At 48.1% G+C, this 16,365-nt stretch carries 16 protein-coding genes; 6 read left to right on the top strand and 10 right to left on the bottom strand.

What is annotated here, in order from left to right; translation table 11 throughout:
• Positions 1–142: 142 nt before the first annotated feature.
• The 3 genes from EPV75_RS05275 (at position 143) to EPV75_RS05265 (ending at position 3,966) form a co-directional block, all read left to right on the top strand.
• Positions 143–520: a hypothetical protein gene (locus EPV75_RS05275; RefSeq protein WP_029937783.1), complete on the top strand. Its 378-nt coding sequence runs from the start codon at positions 143–145 to the stop codon at positions 518–520.
• A gap of 165 nt (positions 521–685) precedes the next feature.
• Positions 686–1,669 (top strand): zinc transporter ZntB, encoded by a 984-nt coding sequence (gene zntB / locus EPV75_RS05270; RefSeq protein WP_128384699.1) that lies wholly within the window; start codon positions 686–688, stop codon positions 1,667–1,669.
• Positions 1,670–1,899: 230 nt separating this feature from the next.
• Positions 1,900–3,966, top strand: a complete 2,067-nt coding sequence (locus EPV75_RS05265) for a methyl-accepting chemotaxis protein (RefSeq protein ID WP_128384698.1) — start codon at positions 1,900–1,902, stop codon at positions 3,964–3,966.
• Positions 3,967–4,129: 163 nt separating this feature from the next.
• Here the strand turns inward: EPV75_RS05265 and EPV75_RS05260 are convergent, their stop codons facing one another.
• From EPV75_RS05260 to EPV75_RS05225, 8 genes are all read right to left on the bottom strand, one after another.
• A complete protein-coding gene (locus tag EPV75_RS05260) occupies positions 4,130–4,441 on the bottom strand; it encodes a hypothetical protein (protein WP_128384697.1) in 312 nt (103 codons plus the stop codon).
• Between the two features lie 161 nt (positions 4,442–4,602).
• Positions 4,603–4,992, bottom strand: coding sequence for a hypothetical protein (locus tag EPV75_RS05255; RefSeq protein ID WP_128384696.1), 390 nt, complete (start codon positions 4,990–4,992; stop codon positions 4,603–4,605).
• A 129-nt stretch (positions 4,993–5,121) separates the two neighbouring features.
• Positions 5,122–5,586 (bottom strand): hypothetical protein, encoded by a 465-nt coding sequence (locus EPV75_RS05250; RefSeq protein WP_128384695.1) that lies wholly within the window; start codon positions 5,584–5,586, stop codon positions 5,122–5,124.
• A gap of 93 nt (positions 5,587–5,679) precedes the next feature.
• The gene (locus EPV75_RS05245; protein WP_128384694.1) at positions 5,680–6,174 is read right to left on the bottom strand and encodes a hypothetical protein; all 495 of its coding nucleotides are present in this window, start codon (positions 6,172–6,174) and stop codon (positions 5,680–5,682) included.
• A gap of 84 nt (positions 6,175–6,258) precedes the next feature.
• Positions 6,259–6,687 (bottom strand): hypothetical protein, encoded by a 429-nt coding sequence (locus tag EPV75_RS05240; RefSeq protein ID WP_128384693.1) that lies wholly within the window; start codon positions 6,685–6,687, stop codon positions 6,259–6,261.
• Between the two features lie 176 nt (positions 6,688–6,863).
• Positions 6,864–7,364, bottom strand: a complete 501-nt coding sequence (locus tag EPV75_RS05235; RefSeq protein ID WP_225972425.1) for a GNAT family N-acetyltransferase — start codon at positions 7,362–7,364, stop codon at positions 6,864–6,866.
• Between the two features lie 78 nt (positions 7,365–7,442).
• Positions 7,443–8,291 carry a hypothetical protein gene (locus EPV75_RS05230; RefSeq protein ID WP_128384691.1) on the bottom strand — a complete coding sequence of 283 codons (849 nt, stop codon included), beginning with the start codon at positions 8,289–8,291 and terminating at the stop codon, positions 7,443–7,445.
• Positions 8,292–8,684: 393 nt separating this feature from the next.
• On the bottom strand, positions 8,685–9,233 hold the full coding sequence (locus tag EPV75_RS05225) for a molybdopterin-dependent oxidoreductase (RefSeq protein ID WP_192894041.1): 549 nt from the start codon (positions 9,231–9,233) through the stop codon (positions 8,685–8,687).
• A gap of 191 nt (positions 9,234–9,424) precedes the next feature.
• Between EPV75_RS05225 and cls the strand changes: the two genes are divergently transcribed.
• Entirely contained in the window at positions 9,425–10,840 is a 1,416-nt protein-coding gene (gene cls, locus EPV75_RS05220) for a cardiolipin synthase (protein ID WP_128384689.1), read from the top strand.
• Positions 10,841–10,861: 21 nt separating this feature from the next.
• Here the strand turns inward: cls and EPV75_RS05215 are convergent, their stop codons facing one another.
• Positions 10,862–12,571, bottom strand: a complete 1,710-nt coding sequence (locus tag EPV75_RS05215; RefSeq protein WP_128384688.1) for a chloride channel protein — start codon at positions 12,569–12,571, stop codon at positions 10,862–10,864.
• A 290-nt stretch (positions 12,572–12,861) separates the two neighbouring features.
• Between EPV75_RS05215 and EPV75_RS05210 the strand changes: the two genes are divergently transcribed.
• Together EPV75_RS05210 and EPV75_RS05205 are read left to right on the top strand one after the other, a co-directional pair.
• Positions 12,862–14,337, top strand: a complete 1,476-nt coding sequence (locus EPV75_RS05210; RefSeq protein WP_225972407.1) for an MFS transporter — start codon at positions 12,862–12,864, stop codon at positions 14,335–14,337.
• 149 nt (positions 14,338–14,486) lie between these two features.
• Positions 14,487–15,227 (top strand): endonuclease/exonuclease/phosphatase family protein, encoded by a 741-nt coding sequence (locus EPV75_RS05205; protein ID WP_128384687.1) that lies wholly within the window; start codon positions 14,487–14,489, stop codon positions 15,225–15,227.
• 19 nt (positions 15,228–15,246) lie between these two features.
• Here EPV75_RS05205 and EPV75_RS05200 read toward each other — a convergent pair whose 3' ends face one another.
• A complete protein-coding gene (locus EPV75_RS05200) occupies positions 15,247–16,209 on the bottom strand; it encodes an SLAC1 anion channel family protein (protein WP_128384686.1) in 963 nt (320 codons plus the stop codon).
• Positions 16,210–16,365 lie beyond the last annotated feature (156 nt).

Here is a 16,365-nt window from a genome sequence, read left to right as displayed (position 1 = left end):
ATTTCGATTGACCCGAAATTTCAAAACGTTTTATGATTCATAAGTATTTTATGCAGATCTTGCTGAACTGATTCTCCCCCTTAGGTACGACACCTTCTGCTGAAATACAGATCATTTCATTATTCAGTAAGGAGTCAATCACATGAAACAGTTACTTATCGCATCCACACTGGCCAGCGTTCTGGCCTTATCCGGTTTGCCAGCCATCTCCGTCGCCGCACAAGACGGCCCACAACAAATGTACGGCAGTCAACTCATGACGCCGCAGGAAAGAGCGGAACACCGTGAAAAAATGCGTAATGCCAAAACGGAAGAAGAACGTAACCAAATCCGTGCTGAAAACCACGCCCGAATGCAGGAACGCGCCAAAGAACAAGGCGTTACCTTGCCAGACTCCCCACCGGCCGGTGGCGCTGGCATGGGCTACCGCCAAGGTATGGGGGGTGGCATGGGCCCAGGTAACGGCATGCGCCAAGGTGGCGGAATGGGCGGAGGCATGGGCGGCGGAAACAACCGATAATCCGACATCCTTCGCACTGAATACGGCGTTTCAAGCGCCGTATTCCCTTCTCGTATTTTCCTGGCCTTTCCTGCGCAATTTCGTACAATCTATCTAAAACAATGCTTCTCATGCATCCATTATGACAGTGCTTTAAACCACGCTCATAACGCAAGGAACCCGCTTATGTCCGATTCACCTCAAGATGCCGGCTTTTTACATGCCTTTTTACTGGACGGCCGCGGTGGCGGCCGCCGCTTAACCTGGTCGGAGGCGCAAAACTGGCAACCGTCGGATGGCTGTTTGTGGTTGCACATGGACTATTCCGCCCCCCTCACCCGGGATTGGTTGCGCCATCACAGCCAGTTAGACCACTTGATTACCGACGCGCTCCTGAGTGAAGAAAGCCGCCCGCGCACCGTCGGTGTCGGCGACGGCCTGTTAATGGCTTTACGAGGCGTCAACAAGAACCCGGGCGCCGACCCGGAAGACATGGTCTCCATTCGTATCTGGGCGGACGACAACCGGGTCATCACCACCCTCAAACGCAACCTTGTGTCGGTCAACACTCTCGCCACTCGTCTGGAAAAAGGCAAGGGCCCGCACGATAGCGCCGATTTGCTCATCAGCCTGACCGACCAACTCATTCTGATGATGAGCGACACCGTTGACGACTTTGAAGACCAGATTGCCGAACTGGAAACCCAGACACTGACGTCCGAAAATCCGACGCTGAAATCCGAACTGGCCGCTTTGCGACGCCAAACCATAGCCATCAAACGCTATCTGGCACCAAAACGCGAAGCCATGAACCGCTTGCTGGTGGAAAAAGTCAGTTGGTTGACGCCGGATCACCGCATGCAACTGCGCGAAGTAAACGACCGTTTGATTCGCCATATTGAAGACATCGATGCCGTCCGCGAACGCACGGCCGTTGCGCATGAAGAAGTGCTCAGCCGCATTTCCGAACAATTGAACGAACGTATGTACGTGCTGTCGATTATCGCCGCCATTTTTCTACCGTTAGGCTTTTTCACCGGTTTGCTCGGCGTCAACCTCAACGGTATTCCCGGTAGCGAAAGCCCCTATGCGTTTATCGTGTTCACCGCCGCGCTGATCCTGGTGGTCGCGGTGCAATTCTGGCTTTTCAAACGCCGCAAGTGGCTGTAAGCGCAAACAACCAAAACACCCAGGCCTGGGCGTTTCCAGGTTTCCAGTCATCAATAGAAACGGTTATTTTGGTGCAAATGCGCTGTTTACGGGCGAAAACAAACCCGATATTTCAATATAAATCATAGTGTTATTATTGCTATCATCCTTATTTTTAAGTCTTTTTCAGCATTAAGAACACTTTTTGCTTTTTTCCTTTAAAGAATATTTTTATATTAAAAGGAAAAATCATGTCATCTTTCCTCATCGCCGCCCTGATGATTAACCTGCTGTTCGGCGCAGGCCTCACCGCGCTGTTCCATACTCAGTCGGATATGCCGTTGACCTGGAGCATCATTCCCGTCATGCTGCTCGCCTCGGGACTGTCTTTACTGTATTTCCAAGGCCGAATAAAAGCGCAACAAAAACAGGTGTTCCAACAATGGAGCGATGACAATGACAACCTGGCCAAACACCATCCGGAATGGCACAGCCACTTGGAAACCTTCCGGCAACAACACAGCCCCGTCGCCGCGTTTGACGACTTCATAGAAAAACTCGCCTCCGGTTCGTCCAATCTCGATGACGGCAAATGGACCCGCCTTCCCGAAGACGTCAAACAAAAAGTACAACACTACCTGGACCAGAACACCCGCGCCACCGACGTAATGTCCGAGGTCATTGAATCCATTCAAACCGCCGACTTCGGTGGCCAATTGACCCTCAAACGCGCACGCCAGGATTTGGATGACGCCAAAGGACTCGTGCAGCAAATCGCCCAGGAATTGCTGGCCTTGAAACGTCAATCCGCTTCCCGCGACACCGCCATCAACCTATTGAAAAACCACCTGAAAAACCATCCCAATTACGTCACCGTCTGGTGCGCCTGGGAACCGGATGCCTTTGACGGGCAAGACGCCAATCACCGTAACCGCGACTGGCACGATGCCGCCGGACGCTTCATGCCGGTGTGTGCGTTTTCCGACACTAACGACGTGATTGTCGAAGCGCTGATGGACTACGATGTCCCAGGCCTGGGCGATTTTTATCTTTTACCGAAACAACATCGCACCGACCAGACCATCGCACCTTATGTCTACGAAATCGATGGCAAAGAACTGTTGCTCACCACTTTCGCGGTGCCGATTATCGACAACAACCAATTCATCGGTGTGGTCGGCGTGGACATTTCCCTGTTGGATCACCTCGACGAACTGTCCGACGGTCTGACGCCCCAAGGCACGCGAACCGTCCAAAAAAGCGTGCACGCCATGCTGACGTTAAAAGGCGCTCTGGCTGAAGTCACCCGAGTAATGTTCTACATGGCCAACGGCCAATTCTCGCACCGCATCGAGCGCGATCTTCCGGGCGATTTAAATGATTTGAAAGACGTGGTGAACCAGTCCGTCTCCGCCTTGCATGTAGCCCTGTCGGAAATCAATCGCACCATGAACGCCTTTTCAAACGGGGACTTAACCAAACAAATCAGTGGCGATTACCAAGGCGACCTGGAAACACTGAAACAGGACATCAACCAAGCCATGACCAACCTGCATCACATTGTGACCCAGACCGCCAGCACCAGTAACACCGTGGTGGACAGTATCCAAACCATGGAGCAGGACAACCAAACCTTAAATGCCCGCACCCAACAGCAAGCCGCCTCCATTGAAGAAACCGCCGCCAGCATGGAACAATTGATGCACACCATCCGCAACACCGCCGACGAAGCCAAAACCGCCACCGATCTGGGCGAAAAAGCCAAAACGCACGTCACCCACGGTTCGCAAATCGTGCAACAGACGTTGGAAGCCATGAATCAAATCAGCGGCGCCAGTCAGAAAATCGCCGACATTGTGCAGTTAATCGAAAACATTTCATTTCAAACCAACCTCTTGGCGTTGAATGCCTCGGTGGAATCGGCCCGCGCCGGTGAACACGGTCGCGGCTTTGCCGTCGTGGCGGGAGAAGTGCGCGCGCTGGCACAAAGAGCCGCCGACGCGTCCAGTGAAATCAAAGAACTGGTGGAGCAGAATCTATCAATGGTCAAACAAGGCCAAGACCTCACCGACGAATCCTCCGGTTCCTTTCAGGAAATCAACGAAACCATTATGGAGTTGGTGACCATCGTCGCGCAAATCAGCCTGGCCGCCTCTCAGGAAATGAGCAGTGTCGAACAAGTCAATCAGGCGGTATCGCAACTGGACCAATTCACTCAGGAAAACGCCGCCCTCTCCGATCAATCCGCACAATTGAGCCAAGCCATGTCACAACGCGCCAATGAACTGCAACATACCATTTCGGCCATTAAGTTGTAATGGAAACCAAGAAAAGTTTGGCTGATTTTCAGACATAAAAAAACGCCCAGGCCTGGTAAAAATCCAGAATAGATTTTCTGCTTTGCGGTTTGATAATACTAATTGAACGAAGTTGGCTTGTCTCACGTAGCCTACAATAGTCAGAATGCATTTGATCACTTTGTTATGGTTCTACAGTTGCTTCTTTACTTGAACCACATTTAAAAGTAACTTCTGCTTCCTGCGGTGTCCAGCCACGAGCTCCATGAGTCTCGATGTTTGAAGAGACCAACTCTTGCCCTAAACTAGAACAATACGCATCCGCTTCAGTTAGCGCCATTTGCTTAACCTCTGCCCAGCTAGTCATTCCTCCTCGAACCTGGGAACCGACTGTATATGTATCTTTTCCTACTTTCGTAACTTTTGTGACTGACGAGCAAGAAACAATTAATAAGCTAAATGGAAGTAGAAGCCATTTTTTATTTTTAAGATTCATGATTCTATCTCCTAAAATTTATAATGTGATTTTGATAACCTACGTGTCTTCACATACGAAAAATCTTAATTTTTTGTGGGTGAAATACGTTCAATTAGCTGTCCCCGTTAGGTAACGCATAAAAGACTGTGCATTAGCGTTCGTTTGTACCACTAAGTTATTCAAAAAAACAGCTCTGCCTTGAAAATGCCTTTTTCTCGCCAACCTCTTAAAAGGCCTGACCGTAAATTACTTGAAACACTAGATTCAGTAGTAAATTTTTTCGCTTTCCAATGCTTAGTGTCTTGGGAGCCATTTGTGTAGTAACGTGTTACAAAACAATGTTTACTATTGATTAATTCTTTTTTGAACTGTTCTTCACTTAAACCTGAATAGTCAATCTCAAGATTAACGGCTTCTTTTATTTGCTCGACTTGTTTAATAGGTTCGAAGCCTTTAGCTTCATAGGTATTTAAGATTTTTTCTATTACATTTGCAGGTGTATCAAATCCTTCAGCATGACTTTTTAATCGGTCATATAGTTTGTCAGAAATCCGGATTACTTGACTCATGGCTAAATCCCTTTTTATTCAACAGGCAATATTATTGTAACCATGTTACCAAATAAATCAAATAATTAAGTTCAGGACATAAGGTTTAATAACCTGCCGCGAGTTAGTGCGGTCGGGTTGAGTAATTTGTTATGCATGCCATTTGAGAACAACTTCTTCCGCAATTTTTCTAAGCTCATCAAGAACATCCTTTCCGAATTTTTGTTCTAATTCGAGGCTTAATATATTTGATACTTCAGTTAAAAATGCTGTAAAAATTGCTAGGTATTCAATTATTTCTTTTGAGTTCCTATCCGAGAAAGCAGAATCAGCAACTAAACCACCAATATCGTGAATTAATTCATTTCTTGTTTTTACAACATCATTTAAAGCGAACAAAAGCTCTTCATCAAAAATGTTTTTTTCTTTTGCTAAATTGACCTGTTTTCCTAGAGTTAATTTTTGATACCTTTTTAATAATTTATTATATTCCTCAGGATTCTGTCCAATTGACAGAGCTAAAATCATAGCCAAATTTCGTTCTATCGAATGAGCTTTCAAAGCCATTCTTCCATACGATATTTCTATTAGAGCTTGATTTTCATGAAGTGTCATAAGATAACTGCTTAACGCCGCGCACAGGAGCCGGAAAATAAGCGTAGCGTTTTAACTATTTCTGCGACCAACGGGAGCGACTACTGCGGATCGTTATATTTCAATTTCTTCTGCCGCATATACCTTGCCGTATTTACCAATCATCCCTTTATCGCTAAGCATTGTTAACTTTACTGTTGGCTGATTGCTCCAAGTTGCGTTTTCTTCAAGCGCCTTGTTGTGTTCTCTCTCGGTCAGCTGACCTATTCTGATTGGTTTGTAGTGCTCACCAAGCTCTATTAATATAAGTTGGTTCCAAGGCTTTTTTAACCTGACATTCCGACCTTTTACATTTTCATCAGTTATCACTTTTACTTGAGTAAGAATAGTACCATCTTCTAAATCGTATCCTGGATTTGATTTTCCAGTTACCTTTTTAGGCCTTTGACCTAAACTCTCTAAAAATCTCAGCGCAATGAACTCCCCGATTCGCCCAATCATATTGTCATTGCCAGATATCCTTTCAGGATACTTTTCGCCCATCTTTATTAACTGCTTTCTTGCCTGCAGGTAGGCTTCAATCGTATCGGCTATTTCTGAATCCGGCACAACTCTTCCTTTGAAATACGCCGCAAATCTCCGGCGCCAAGAAGCGGTGCTTCTTGGCGCCCAAGTTCATTTGCCTTGTTATTCCTATCTTCGCCCAATAGATACTTTCATAGTAATGACGCCATCATTATCATGATGCCCTGTATCGTTGATAGTTAAATGAAGACGCCCATTTGTCCTCGATATTTTTCTAAGTTGCTCACCAACAAAAAACACATCGTTTCCTACTTTACCAACGAGAGAATCTTCTACCACTCCAGGCAGAGGGTATCCTGCGAGGGCGGTATAAGCATCACAGGTTGGACCTGCTGGGCCGTGTTTTGGACAGTTAGTCATACCGACATCTCCTCGCCAAGTGCCTGAATACCATTCCATACGTATAATTTCTCCTTCTCGAACTTCTATTCCTGTATCCTTCCAGCCCGATTTGGCATTCACGTCTACGGTAAAACTCTTAAAGCTGAGATCTGCCTCAAAAGCTTCAGTTTTTGTCTCATTTTCTTGTATCTCCATTGTCTTCTCCTTTTACCTGATTGAGGTTGTTGGTGGTTTGAACACTTAGTGGCGATAACCTACGTGGCTTCGCGAGCTAAAATTTTAATTTCTTGGAGGCGAAACACGTCTGGTTGATTGCATTGCTAGACCGACCGCTTGCGATCGGGTATAGCACCTTGTTGTGTTTATTGTTTTTACCAACGAACTATAATTGTTCTACCGACTCGTTCTAGTTTTAATGGAAAACTCGCCCAGAAATAATCTTGATAGACCATTCCAGCAGGATCTTTGATTCTGTCACCAGTAGTTTTAAAGCCTTGCTTTTTGTAAAAAGGACCAAGAAACTCAATTTGTTTTTCTTCAACTGCGACCTGAATAAAGGCTTTATCTTTTACCAACTGTTGTGCTGTATAAATCAGATGTGTCCCCAAACCAATCCCCCTATGCTCTGGAAAAACATACAAACATGAAAGAATAAATTTTGATTGGGAGGGGTAAGGAGTAAATCCCATCATATACTTAGGATTTAGAGAAAAATCGCTGTTAACTATATGAGAGTTATTTGCACTACGCGGATCAGAAACAATGTCATTAGTCATATTTGAAATAGCACCACGGTATCCCTGAAGTAAGTGTTTACCAACAGATTTGCTCTCATTTAACCACTCTTGTAGCTCTTCAGCTGAGATGTACATATCGTGCACGTTAACTCCTTCAAACATAACGTTTAAGCTAACCGGCTGCGCGTTAGCGCAGTCGGGCTGGGTGTGCTGTTATGCCTTAATACTCAATGACCATTGAATTCCTGTAGTCTCACGGAAAACTTTCATTATTAAAAATGAATAAATAAGTTTAAACTTTTTAAGTTCAGCATATTCTGAAATTAGCTTTTTATAACTTGTTGAACTTGCCATAACTTCCTCGATAATCTGACTTGTGTTAATAACAAATTGAGTATTAGAAAAATTATGACTTCCATCTAAACGCTCAAGTTCAGAGATTAAATTGAAATTTTTTAGTTCTTCAGGTTCACTACATGCGATGGAATACATACCAGCCTGAGTATAGGTGTTTTTTCTGTGATTGCCTAAGCCTGAAGGTTTTTGAAAATTAGATTTTTCTATAATTTCTTTATTCTGCTTTGCTGAAACTAATTCATCTAAACTACGTATGGCTGGAGAAGCATATAAAACTAGTGCTTGATTACCAAAAGATTCCTCAATTTTATTAAGAAGGTCATGCTGATCTTTGTCAATTGAATATCTATAGTATGGCTCATTCCAATGATGCCATTCACCACCACTTGAAGTAGTAATAAAAACAGGTCTCTTATACTGCAGTAATAAGTTTGCATTTATTTGTGGAATTCTATTTGTAAATGTTTCAATCTCAACTTCTAGTTCTTCCGCTATATCAAAAAGATTAACTCCTGAAAAGTGAGGCCAAAACCAAAATGGATGCCCAAATATTCTCCAAAGATTTCGGTTTCGAGAGTTTGCGGCAGCATCGAACCCTAATAAACCTTCTAAAACTTGACCAGGAGGGAAGTACATAGATGACCTTGAATCTAATTCATTATTGAAATAGATTTCATAAGTCTTTTCTTCATAACCCACTTTCATTAAGTGAACACATTCCTTTTATGACTCTATATTGCATAACGGGATGGCGATAACCTGCGTGGCTTCGCGCGCTAAAAATTTTAATTTTTGGGGCGTGGAACACGTCAGGTTGATTGGCTTGTTAGGTTGCTGCAGGCGGATTCACCAGCCAATCTATTATCATCACCCCGTTAAATTGACCGTTTATTTGGTACTGAACTTTTTCCCGTCAAAACCATCGTTTCGTTATTTATGTAAATATACTAACTTAAACGATCTTAATAATTAAAAAAATATAGCAACCCATCACTGTATGATGAATACATATAATTATTCTTCAATTAATTTAACCAGGCCTGGGCGTTTTTGAAAGTCTCGAACAGCTTACTTAATTAGCTGTTCGAAAGTTGTATCTTAAGGTTCCAGCTTTCGGACTTCGATATGGGTTAGCCATTTCACCTGACGTGCGCCGGTGCGAGCATCGCCGGTGGGCATCAAGGCGAACTGGCCTTCTTTTTCGTCCAACAGCTTTCCGTCACGGGCGTAATACACCATCACGCCATCGCCGTCCTGACGGTTAAAGATTTCGCCCCAGGAATAGGTCACCCAATAAGGGTCGGTGGCCTTGGCGATAATGGCGAGTTTACGGAAGTCTTTCGGATGGCTCACATTCAACCCGGCTTCCAGCAAAATCGTTTTCAACGGCACGCCGGTCAGGCTTTCCATTTGCCCTTTATTGGCTCCGCTTTGGCAGACGATGGCGATATCCTTTACCTGTTTGGATTGCTTCATGGCCTGCAAATCCTTCAAGCTGAGCGTCAACGGTTTTTTCACCGCGCCGCTCACGGTCAGTACCTTGCTCATCTCGCCTTTTTCATCTGCAGCCGATACGGCGTTTACCGCCATCATGCCCATCAATAACACGGCGACACCCGCCGCTTTCATACCTTTTTGAAACAACATCGTTTTCATTTCTCCTCGTTTATTGTGTGGCCTAAAGCCACTTGCTCCTGCGCAAACCAACCTTGCGACATCGGCACAGTTTATCAAAATATACTTTAATACATATCGAATTTTACAACACCGCCGAAAAGCTTTTCATCCGGGAGAGAAGACGGTATGCTAACCGACATCGCAACGAATGCCGTCCGACTATGCAAATTGAATTACAACAGTTTTGGGTGCTCTTCTATTTTGTCTACATCTTTCTGGTGCTGTCGGCCGTGGTGCACATGCTTTACCAACGGCGTTCCCCGCAAAACCTCACCGTCTGGCTGCTGACGTTATTACTGCTGCCCTACCTCGGCGTGTTCCTTTACCTGATTTTCGGTTCCCGAAAAGTCCTTTACAAGCGCAATAAACCGAACATCATCATTCCGGCCAACACCGATAATGACACGATTCTGCCCGGCGATAACCGTCTGGCCCGTCAAATCGACCGCTTGTTGATTGCCGACCAAATCGCCAGCACCACTCGCCATAATCGGGTCGAGTTTTTCGACGATTCCTGCCGCACCTTCGAACGCTTTATGCACGCTTTGCAAAATGCCCAACAATGCATTCACATCGAAACCTACATTCTCGAACTGGACGCCACCGGCCAGCGCATTCTTGATGCCCTGATCGAAAAAGCCAGGCAAGGCGTGGAAGTACGCTTGCTGATGGATTCCATCGGCTCCTTCGCGCTCTACCGCAACCCCAAAGCGCTTCAAGCCTTGACCGATGCCGGCGGCCACTATGCCTTTTTTCAACCGGTGTTCAAAAACCTGTTCAATAGCCAGGTGAACTTACGAAACCACCGTAAAATCTATCTGTTCGACCACCACATCGGTTTCACCGGCGGCATGAATCTGTCCAACGACTATCTCGGCACCGAGGCCGACAAACCGATCAATGACCGCTGGAAGGATTTGCTGTTCCGCATGGAAGGCCCGGTGCTGGCGCACTATCACATTGTTTTCAATGAAGATTGGTTTTACACCACCGAAGAAAAACTGCCGCTGCCGAATCAATGGCCGAAACACGAGGCGCAAGGCGAATTGGTGCAAGCCATCCCGTCCGGGCCGGACATCCACAAAGATGCGTTGTTCGAATCCTTACTGCAAGGACTGTATGCCGCGGAAGACGACATTCTCATCGTCTCGCCCTATTTCATTCCGGACAGCTCGGTGATGAACGCCTTGATGATTGCGATTAAACGCGGTGTGCGGGTCACGCTGGTGACGCCGGAGAAATCCGACCATTTGATTTTCGACCTCGGCCGCAGTTCGTATATGCGCGAACTTTGCGAGGCCGGCGGGACGCTGCATTTCTACAAAGGGAAAATGCTGCACGCCAAGCTGGTGCTAGTGGATCGAAAAGCGCTGATGTTCGGCACCGCCAACTTGGATTATCGTTCACTGTTCATCAACCACGAACTGGCCAACTGGGTTTATGGGGAAGACTTGATTGAGCAAACCTGGCAATGGGTTGCGGAATTAATCGAGAACAGCCAGCCTTACCGACTGTCCGCCAGCCGTGGACGTCGCCTGTTTGAAAACTTCACCCGGATTTTCGCGCCGATTCTCTAGTGTGACGCTCTGAAAAACCTGTCAGCGCAATAAATCCGCCGTCTTCCGTGAGGCACGGGCAATGTCATCGGCACTGAGAATGCCGATGATACTTTCCACGCTGTAGGGTTCGGCACTGTCGCTGACCAAAGCATAATCCACTTCCGCCAGATTCATACGGTGCATGGCTTCCACCAGCCCTTCATTTGGCGAGACGACAACATAAGGTTGCGGAGACGCGTCCGTCGGCAAAGTGACTTGTGGCGGAATCACGCCTTGAATACGATTGCCTTGAAACTGTAATCCGATTTGCGGCGAGGCTTGAGCCGTGTCGCCGTCGGACACCACCCGAAATTGTGGCGTCATCACGTCCCGAACCTGCCGCGCCACATCGATGGCGGCTTGCAAGCCTTCCGGCACCGGCTGGCCGCGTCGGATCAACTTCAAGGTATAAATACTTTCAGGCGACAAACGTTTGCGCACGGCATAGGCGGTGACCGCACTGAGGATAATCGGCAAAATGGCATTGTAATCGCGCGTCATCTCAAACGTCATGACCGTTGCGGTAATCACCGCGCCGGTCGCACTGCCGACCATCGCCACCATGCCTGCCAGCGCAAACGCCGCCGGTTCAATCGACAGTTCCGGGAACAACATCTGCGCAAACTGGCCAATAGCCGCGCCCAGCGTGCCGCCGAGAAAGAATGCCGGTGAAAACACCCCACCCGATGCGCCCGACCCCAAGGTCAAAAACGTCGCCAGCATCTTAGCCGCGAACAGCAATAACAAAAACCAAGGGTTCCCGAGCGTGCCGTTCAGAAGATCGGTAATGGTCGCATACCCTACACCTTGCACATAATAATGGCCGCTGAAATGCTGGAACAGATAGAAAATCACCCCGACGAAAAACATCCCGGTGACATGGCGGGTGTAATAATTGCCCGGCATACTGTCGAAACGGTCTTCCGCCCAATAGATGCCACGCACGAAGAACGCCGACACCACACCCATCAGCAAACCGAACGGAATGAAAATCATCAACTCGCCAAACGGCACCTGCTCGAATGTCGGCATTTGCAGTGCCGGAATATCAAACGCCGGGGTCATGCCCAGCAGGAATCGTCCGGTGTGCGTCGCCACCACCACGGCCAACGCAACCGGCAGTAATGTCGTGGCACTGATCGACACCAGCAATAATTCCACGGCAAAGACGATGCCGCCCAAAGGCGCGTTAAAGGTGGCGGCAATTCCGGCGGCCGCGCCCGCCGCCACTAAGGTGACGCGCTGATGCACCGGCAAGGTCACCCATTGCGCGACCGCCGAGGCAAACGCCGCCCCAATTTGGATAATCGGCCCCTCCCGCCCGACGGAACCGCCACTGCCGATGGAAATGGACGACGCAAGCGATTTAACAATCGCCACCACCGGCCGAATTTTGCCGCCTTCATAATGAATGCTGTAAATCACCTCGGGCACGCCGTGACCTTTGGCTTCCGGCGCGAAATTTTTCACCAACCAGGCCACCACCAATGCACCCAACATCGGCGCAAGAATAATCCATACACCCCACGGGCTGGCCGCAGTGTGCACATTCGCATCGTAATACGGTGAGAATTCACCCAGGAACAGGAAATTGTGAATCAGACCGATCAACATACGAAAGCCCCAGGACGCAATACCGCCCATAATGCCGATGAGAATCGCCAATAAGCTCAGGGTAAGAAGACTTTGAGAATGTTCGTCTGGTTTCATGCCGAAAAAATTTATGGGTTCGTTATGAGCGACAACGCCCGATTCAAAGAAGCGCTAAAGAGCAACGTAAAGGCGGCTTATCATGAGTACGATTTTTCACTTAAGCTTGTTCGCAGTATACCAAACCCCATAAATTCTATGTTTTAAATTCCAGCCACCGATAAACGCCCCAAAACCGGAAAAACAGAACGTCAAAAAAACGTAAGGAAACCGTTATATTGCTCGGCCTCAGTTCGCCTATCATGAAACCCATCATGAACTCTACCCTTTATCTCTAAAAGACGATACCGATGACACACGCAACCAAAATGCCACAACGCACACCGCAAGATTACATTGACGAATCGCCGATTTGGGCGGACGGCACGCAAGTCCGTATGTCGCCCATGACACAAATGCAATGGCGCATTTGGATGCTCGCCACCGCCGGCAAATTTTTCGAAGGCATGGTGGTGTTCATGACCGGCGTCGCCTTACCGTTGATTGTTCAGGAATTCGATTTGGGGGCGCTGGAAAAAGGGGTTATCGGCGCTGCGATTCTGTTTGGCATTCTGGTCGGCGCCACCACGCTGGGCGGTTTGTCGGATAAATATGGGCGTAAGAAACTGTTTATTATCGAGCTGGTGTTGTTCGTGTTCTTTCTGGCCGCCCTCACCATCAGCCCCAGCTTTATTTTCCTAGCCATTGCACTGTTCGGCGCCGGGCTGGCATTGGGCTGCGATTACCCCACCGCGCATTTGGTGATTTCGGAAAGTATTCCCAGCCGAACGCGCGGTCGCTTGGTGTTGGGTGCCTTTGGATTCCAGGCCGTTGGCGCGCTGGTCGGCACCATCATCGGTTTTTTGGTGCTTTACCTCAACCCGGAAGTCGAAGCTTGGCGTTGGATGTATGCCGTGGCGATCATTCCCGCGCTGCTGGTCATCGTCGGGCGTTTCTTTATCAATGAATCGCCCCACTGGCTGTTGGAACAAGGTCATATGGCGCAAGCCGAACATGAACTCGGGCGTCTGTTGCAACGCACACCGCAATACCCGCACAGCATCACCTTAAGCCGCCACCCGTCTGCAGAACCGGAAGAAGAAGGCGTCAAAAGCAAGTCGCCTTTCTCCAAACTGTTTAAGAAAAAACACCGCCGCGCCACCATTTTCGCATCAGTGCCGTGGTTCTTACAGGATTTGGGAACCTATGGCATCGGTATTTTCACACCGATTATCCTCACCGCCACCTTCGGTCACAACACCGTCGGAGACGACCGCAATATCGCCGATTTGGTGGAAAACACCCTGCAAAGCGCCAAACATGCGGCCTTTTTGGATGTGCTCTTGATTATCGGCATGCTGTTTGCCATTTTCCTGACCGATGTCGTCGGTCGCATCAAGTTGCAGATTATCGGCTTCATCGGCTGCGCCATCGGCCTGATTCTGGTCGCCTTCTCACAAAGCTTATCGGGCGACTCGAAACTGTTGCTGATATTCGTCGGCTTCATGCTGTTCAATTTCATGACCAACCTCGGCCCGAATGCACAAACCTATCTGATTGCCGGTGAAGTCTTTCCGACCCGCATTCGTGGAATTGGTGCCGGTTTTTCGGCCTCCTTTGCCAAAATCGGCGCGGTCAGCACGGCGTTTTTATTCCCGATTCTACTGGCCGACATCGGCACCGCGACCTTGCTTTACATTCTGGCCGGAACGTCTTTGCTCGGCGCTTGGGTTACTTGGCATTACCGCATTGAAACCCGGGGCGTGAATCTTGATCGAATGGGTTGAGCGAATAAACTAAGCCTGCACAACGCCATTCCGACAAACGCCCAGGCCTGGCGAAATCACGCAATGGCTATAAAAGTTTTCACCAGGCCTGGTCACTATTCTATAATCGGACATAAGATTCTTCGATTTCACCGGCAGGCTTCCAACGCATGTACAAACCCAAGCTGACCCCCATTTCACATGACTTGTCCTCGACACAGCTCGGCCAGGCCTTGCCGAACCCCTTCCGGCTCCTGACCTGGAACCTGCACAAAACCGACTTTGCGCATTACATCCACCGCCCCATCGAACAGTTGTTGAGTATGGAACCGCCGCACTTGCTGTCGTTTCAAGAAGCCGCCACCCGCCCGATGCAAAACCGTTTTTTCAACTTGCCGTTTGTAATGGCACCCAATATTGAAACCCGCCAGAAACATTTCGGCGTGCTGACCGCCACCGAATTCGGCATGACGGCGCAGCACCAATGTCTGACCCGCAGCCGAGAGCTGGGCTGGACCACGCATAAAACCGCTTTGGTGACCGAGCATTGTTTGCAAAATGGCGAAACGCTGACCCACATCAACATTCACGCCATCAACTTTGTGCCGAACCGATTGTTTCAGCAGGAATTAAATTTACTGTGGCATTTGATTGCCGAAAAATCGGGACCGATGATTGTCAGCGGCGATTTCAACACCTGGAATAAAACCCGGGTTTCCATGTTGGAAAAAGCCGTGCAACAACTCGGCCTGTCGGAAGTCGCTTACCCGGACACTCGTCCTATCCGAACCCTCAATCGACAAATTTTGGATTATGTTTTCTATCGCGGCCTCACCGTCCAATCCGCCCGCGCCTTTCATGTCGAAGAGATTTCCGACCACAACCCGCTGGAAGTGGTCTTTGCCCTGTAATCAGGCTCCCTACGGCTTTTCAGTGCTCCGGCGTACAGATATGACGATTGCGGATCGCCTGAATCGTTTTCCAGGCGAACACCAAAATCATCAAACTCAGCAGCGCCAACAAAACGATTCCCACCCATTGAAACACCACTTGATTCGTCAGATCAAACAGTTTGAAGGATGCAATGCTGATGGCCGCCAGTGGAAACGTATAAGCCCAGCAGGATAACGCAAACTTCACTTGCAGAAACTTACCGGCCGACACCAACATCAGCAACGTCATGAAAGCCGCAAAGAAATACAGTATCCGTGCAAAAGCGTCCAATACGCCTCCGTTCAACGCTTCATAAGACAGAAAACCAACCGCCGGCGGCGCAATGAAAATAAACAAGGTCGGAATCAGCTTATCGACAATCGGCGGATGAAAAATGATGCGATTGAACAAGATCGCCATGATGACCGGCCAGAATACAATACCGATTGAAAAGAAGAACCAACTGATTTCAACCGGCGCATGATGCACCCCGACAATCGGCACCAGAATATTGCCGACAATGGGAATGAACCAGGCCGGGTTGGAATGTTCGATTTTAAAAAAATCATGATGAATCCAGTGGTACAGCACCCACAAGGTCAATATCAGGTGGGCCACGACACCCACGGACCATAACCAAAACGAAAGTTGCGTTTTACCGATGGCATAGAAGGCGATGCTCAGCAAAATCAGACTGATGCTGATGGCGGGGACAAAATTCATTTTGACGGGATGGCGTATTTCCGCCTGCACCGCATCTGGAAAACGTACCACTTTCAATAAATAGGAAACCAACAAGCCAACAAACAACAGGGTGGCGACCGCCAATACCGCCTGCCCGGCCATTAAGGTCGCCGATGTTTTCACGGCCAAAAGTGCAATCGACAAACCGGTCACGCCCATCACCATCCCGAAGAAACTGGCCGGAAAATACGGTAATCTAAACTCATTATCAGTCATATTTATACCCCTATTAATTTGGACTATAAATACTATCATAACGCCGAATCCGTCGATAAAGCATGAATAAAAAATGACGGCCTAAGATAGCAAAATAACGCGGCGGTCAGCCGCATCGGCTTGCAAAATACTATTAAAACCATTAATTATTTCTAT

It is taken from the genome of Hydrogenovibrio thermophilus, assembly GCF_004028275.1.
GTDB classification, from domain to species: domain Bacteria; phylum Pseudomonadota; class Gammaproteobacteria; order Thiomicrospirales; family Thiomicrospiraceae; genus Hydrogenovibrio; species Hydrogenovibrio thermophilus.
Note: the sequence above shows the minus strand (reverse complement) of the source record. Positions and strands in the feature narration are given on the sequence as shown.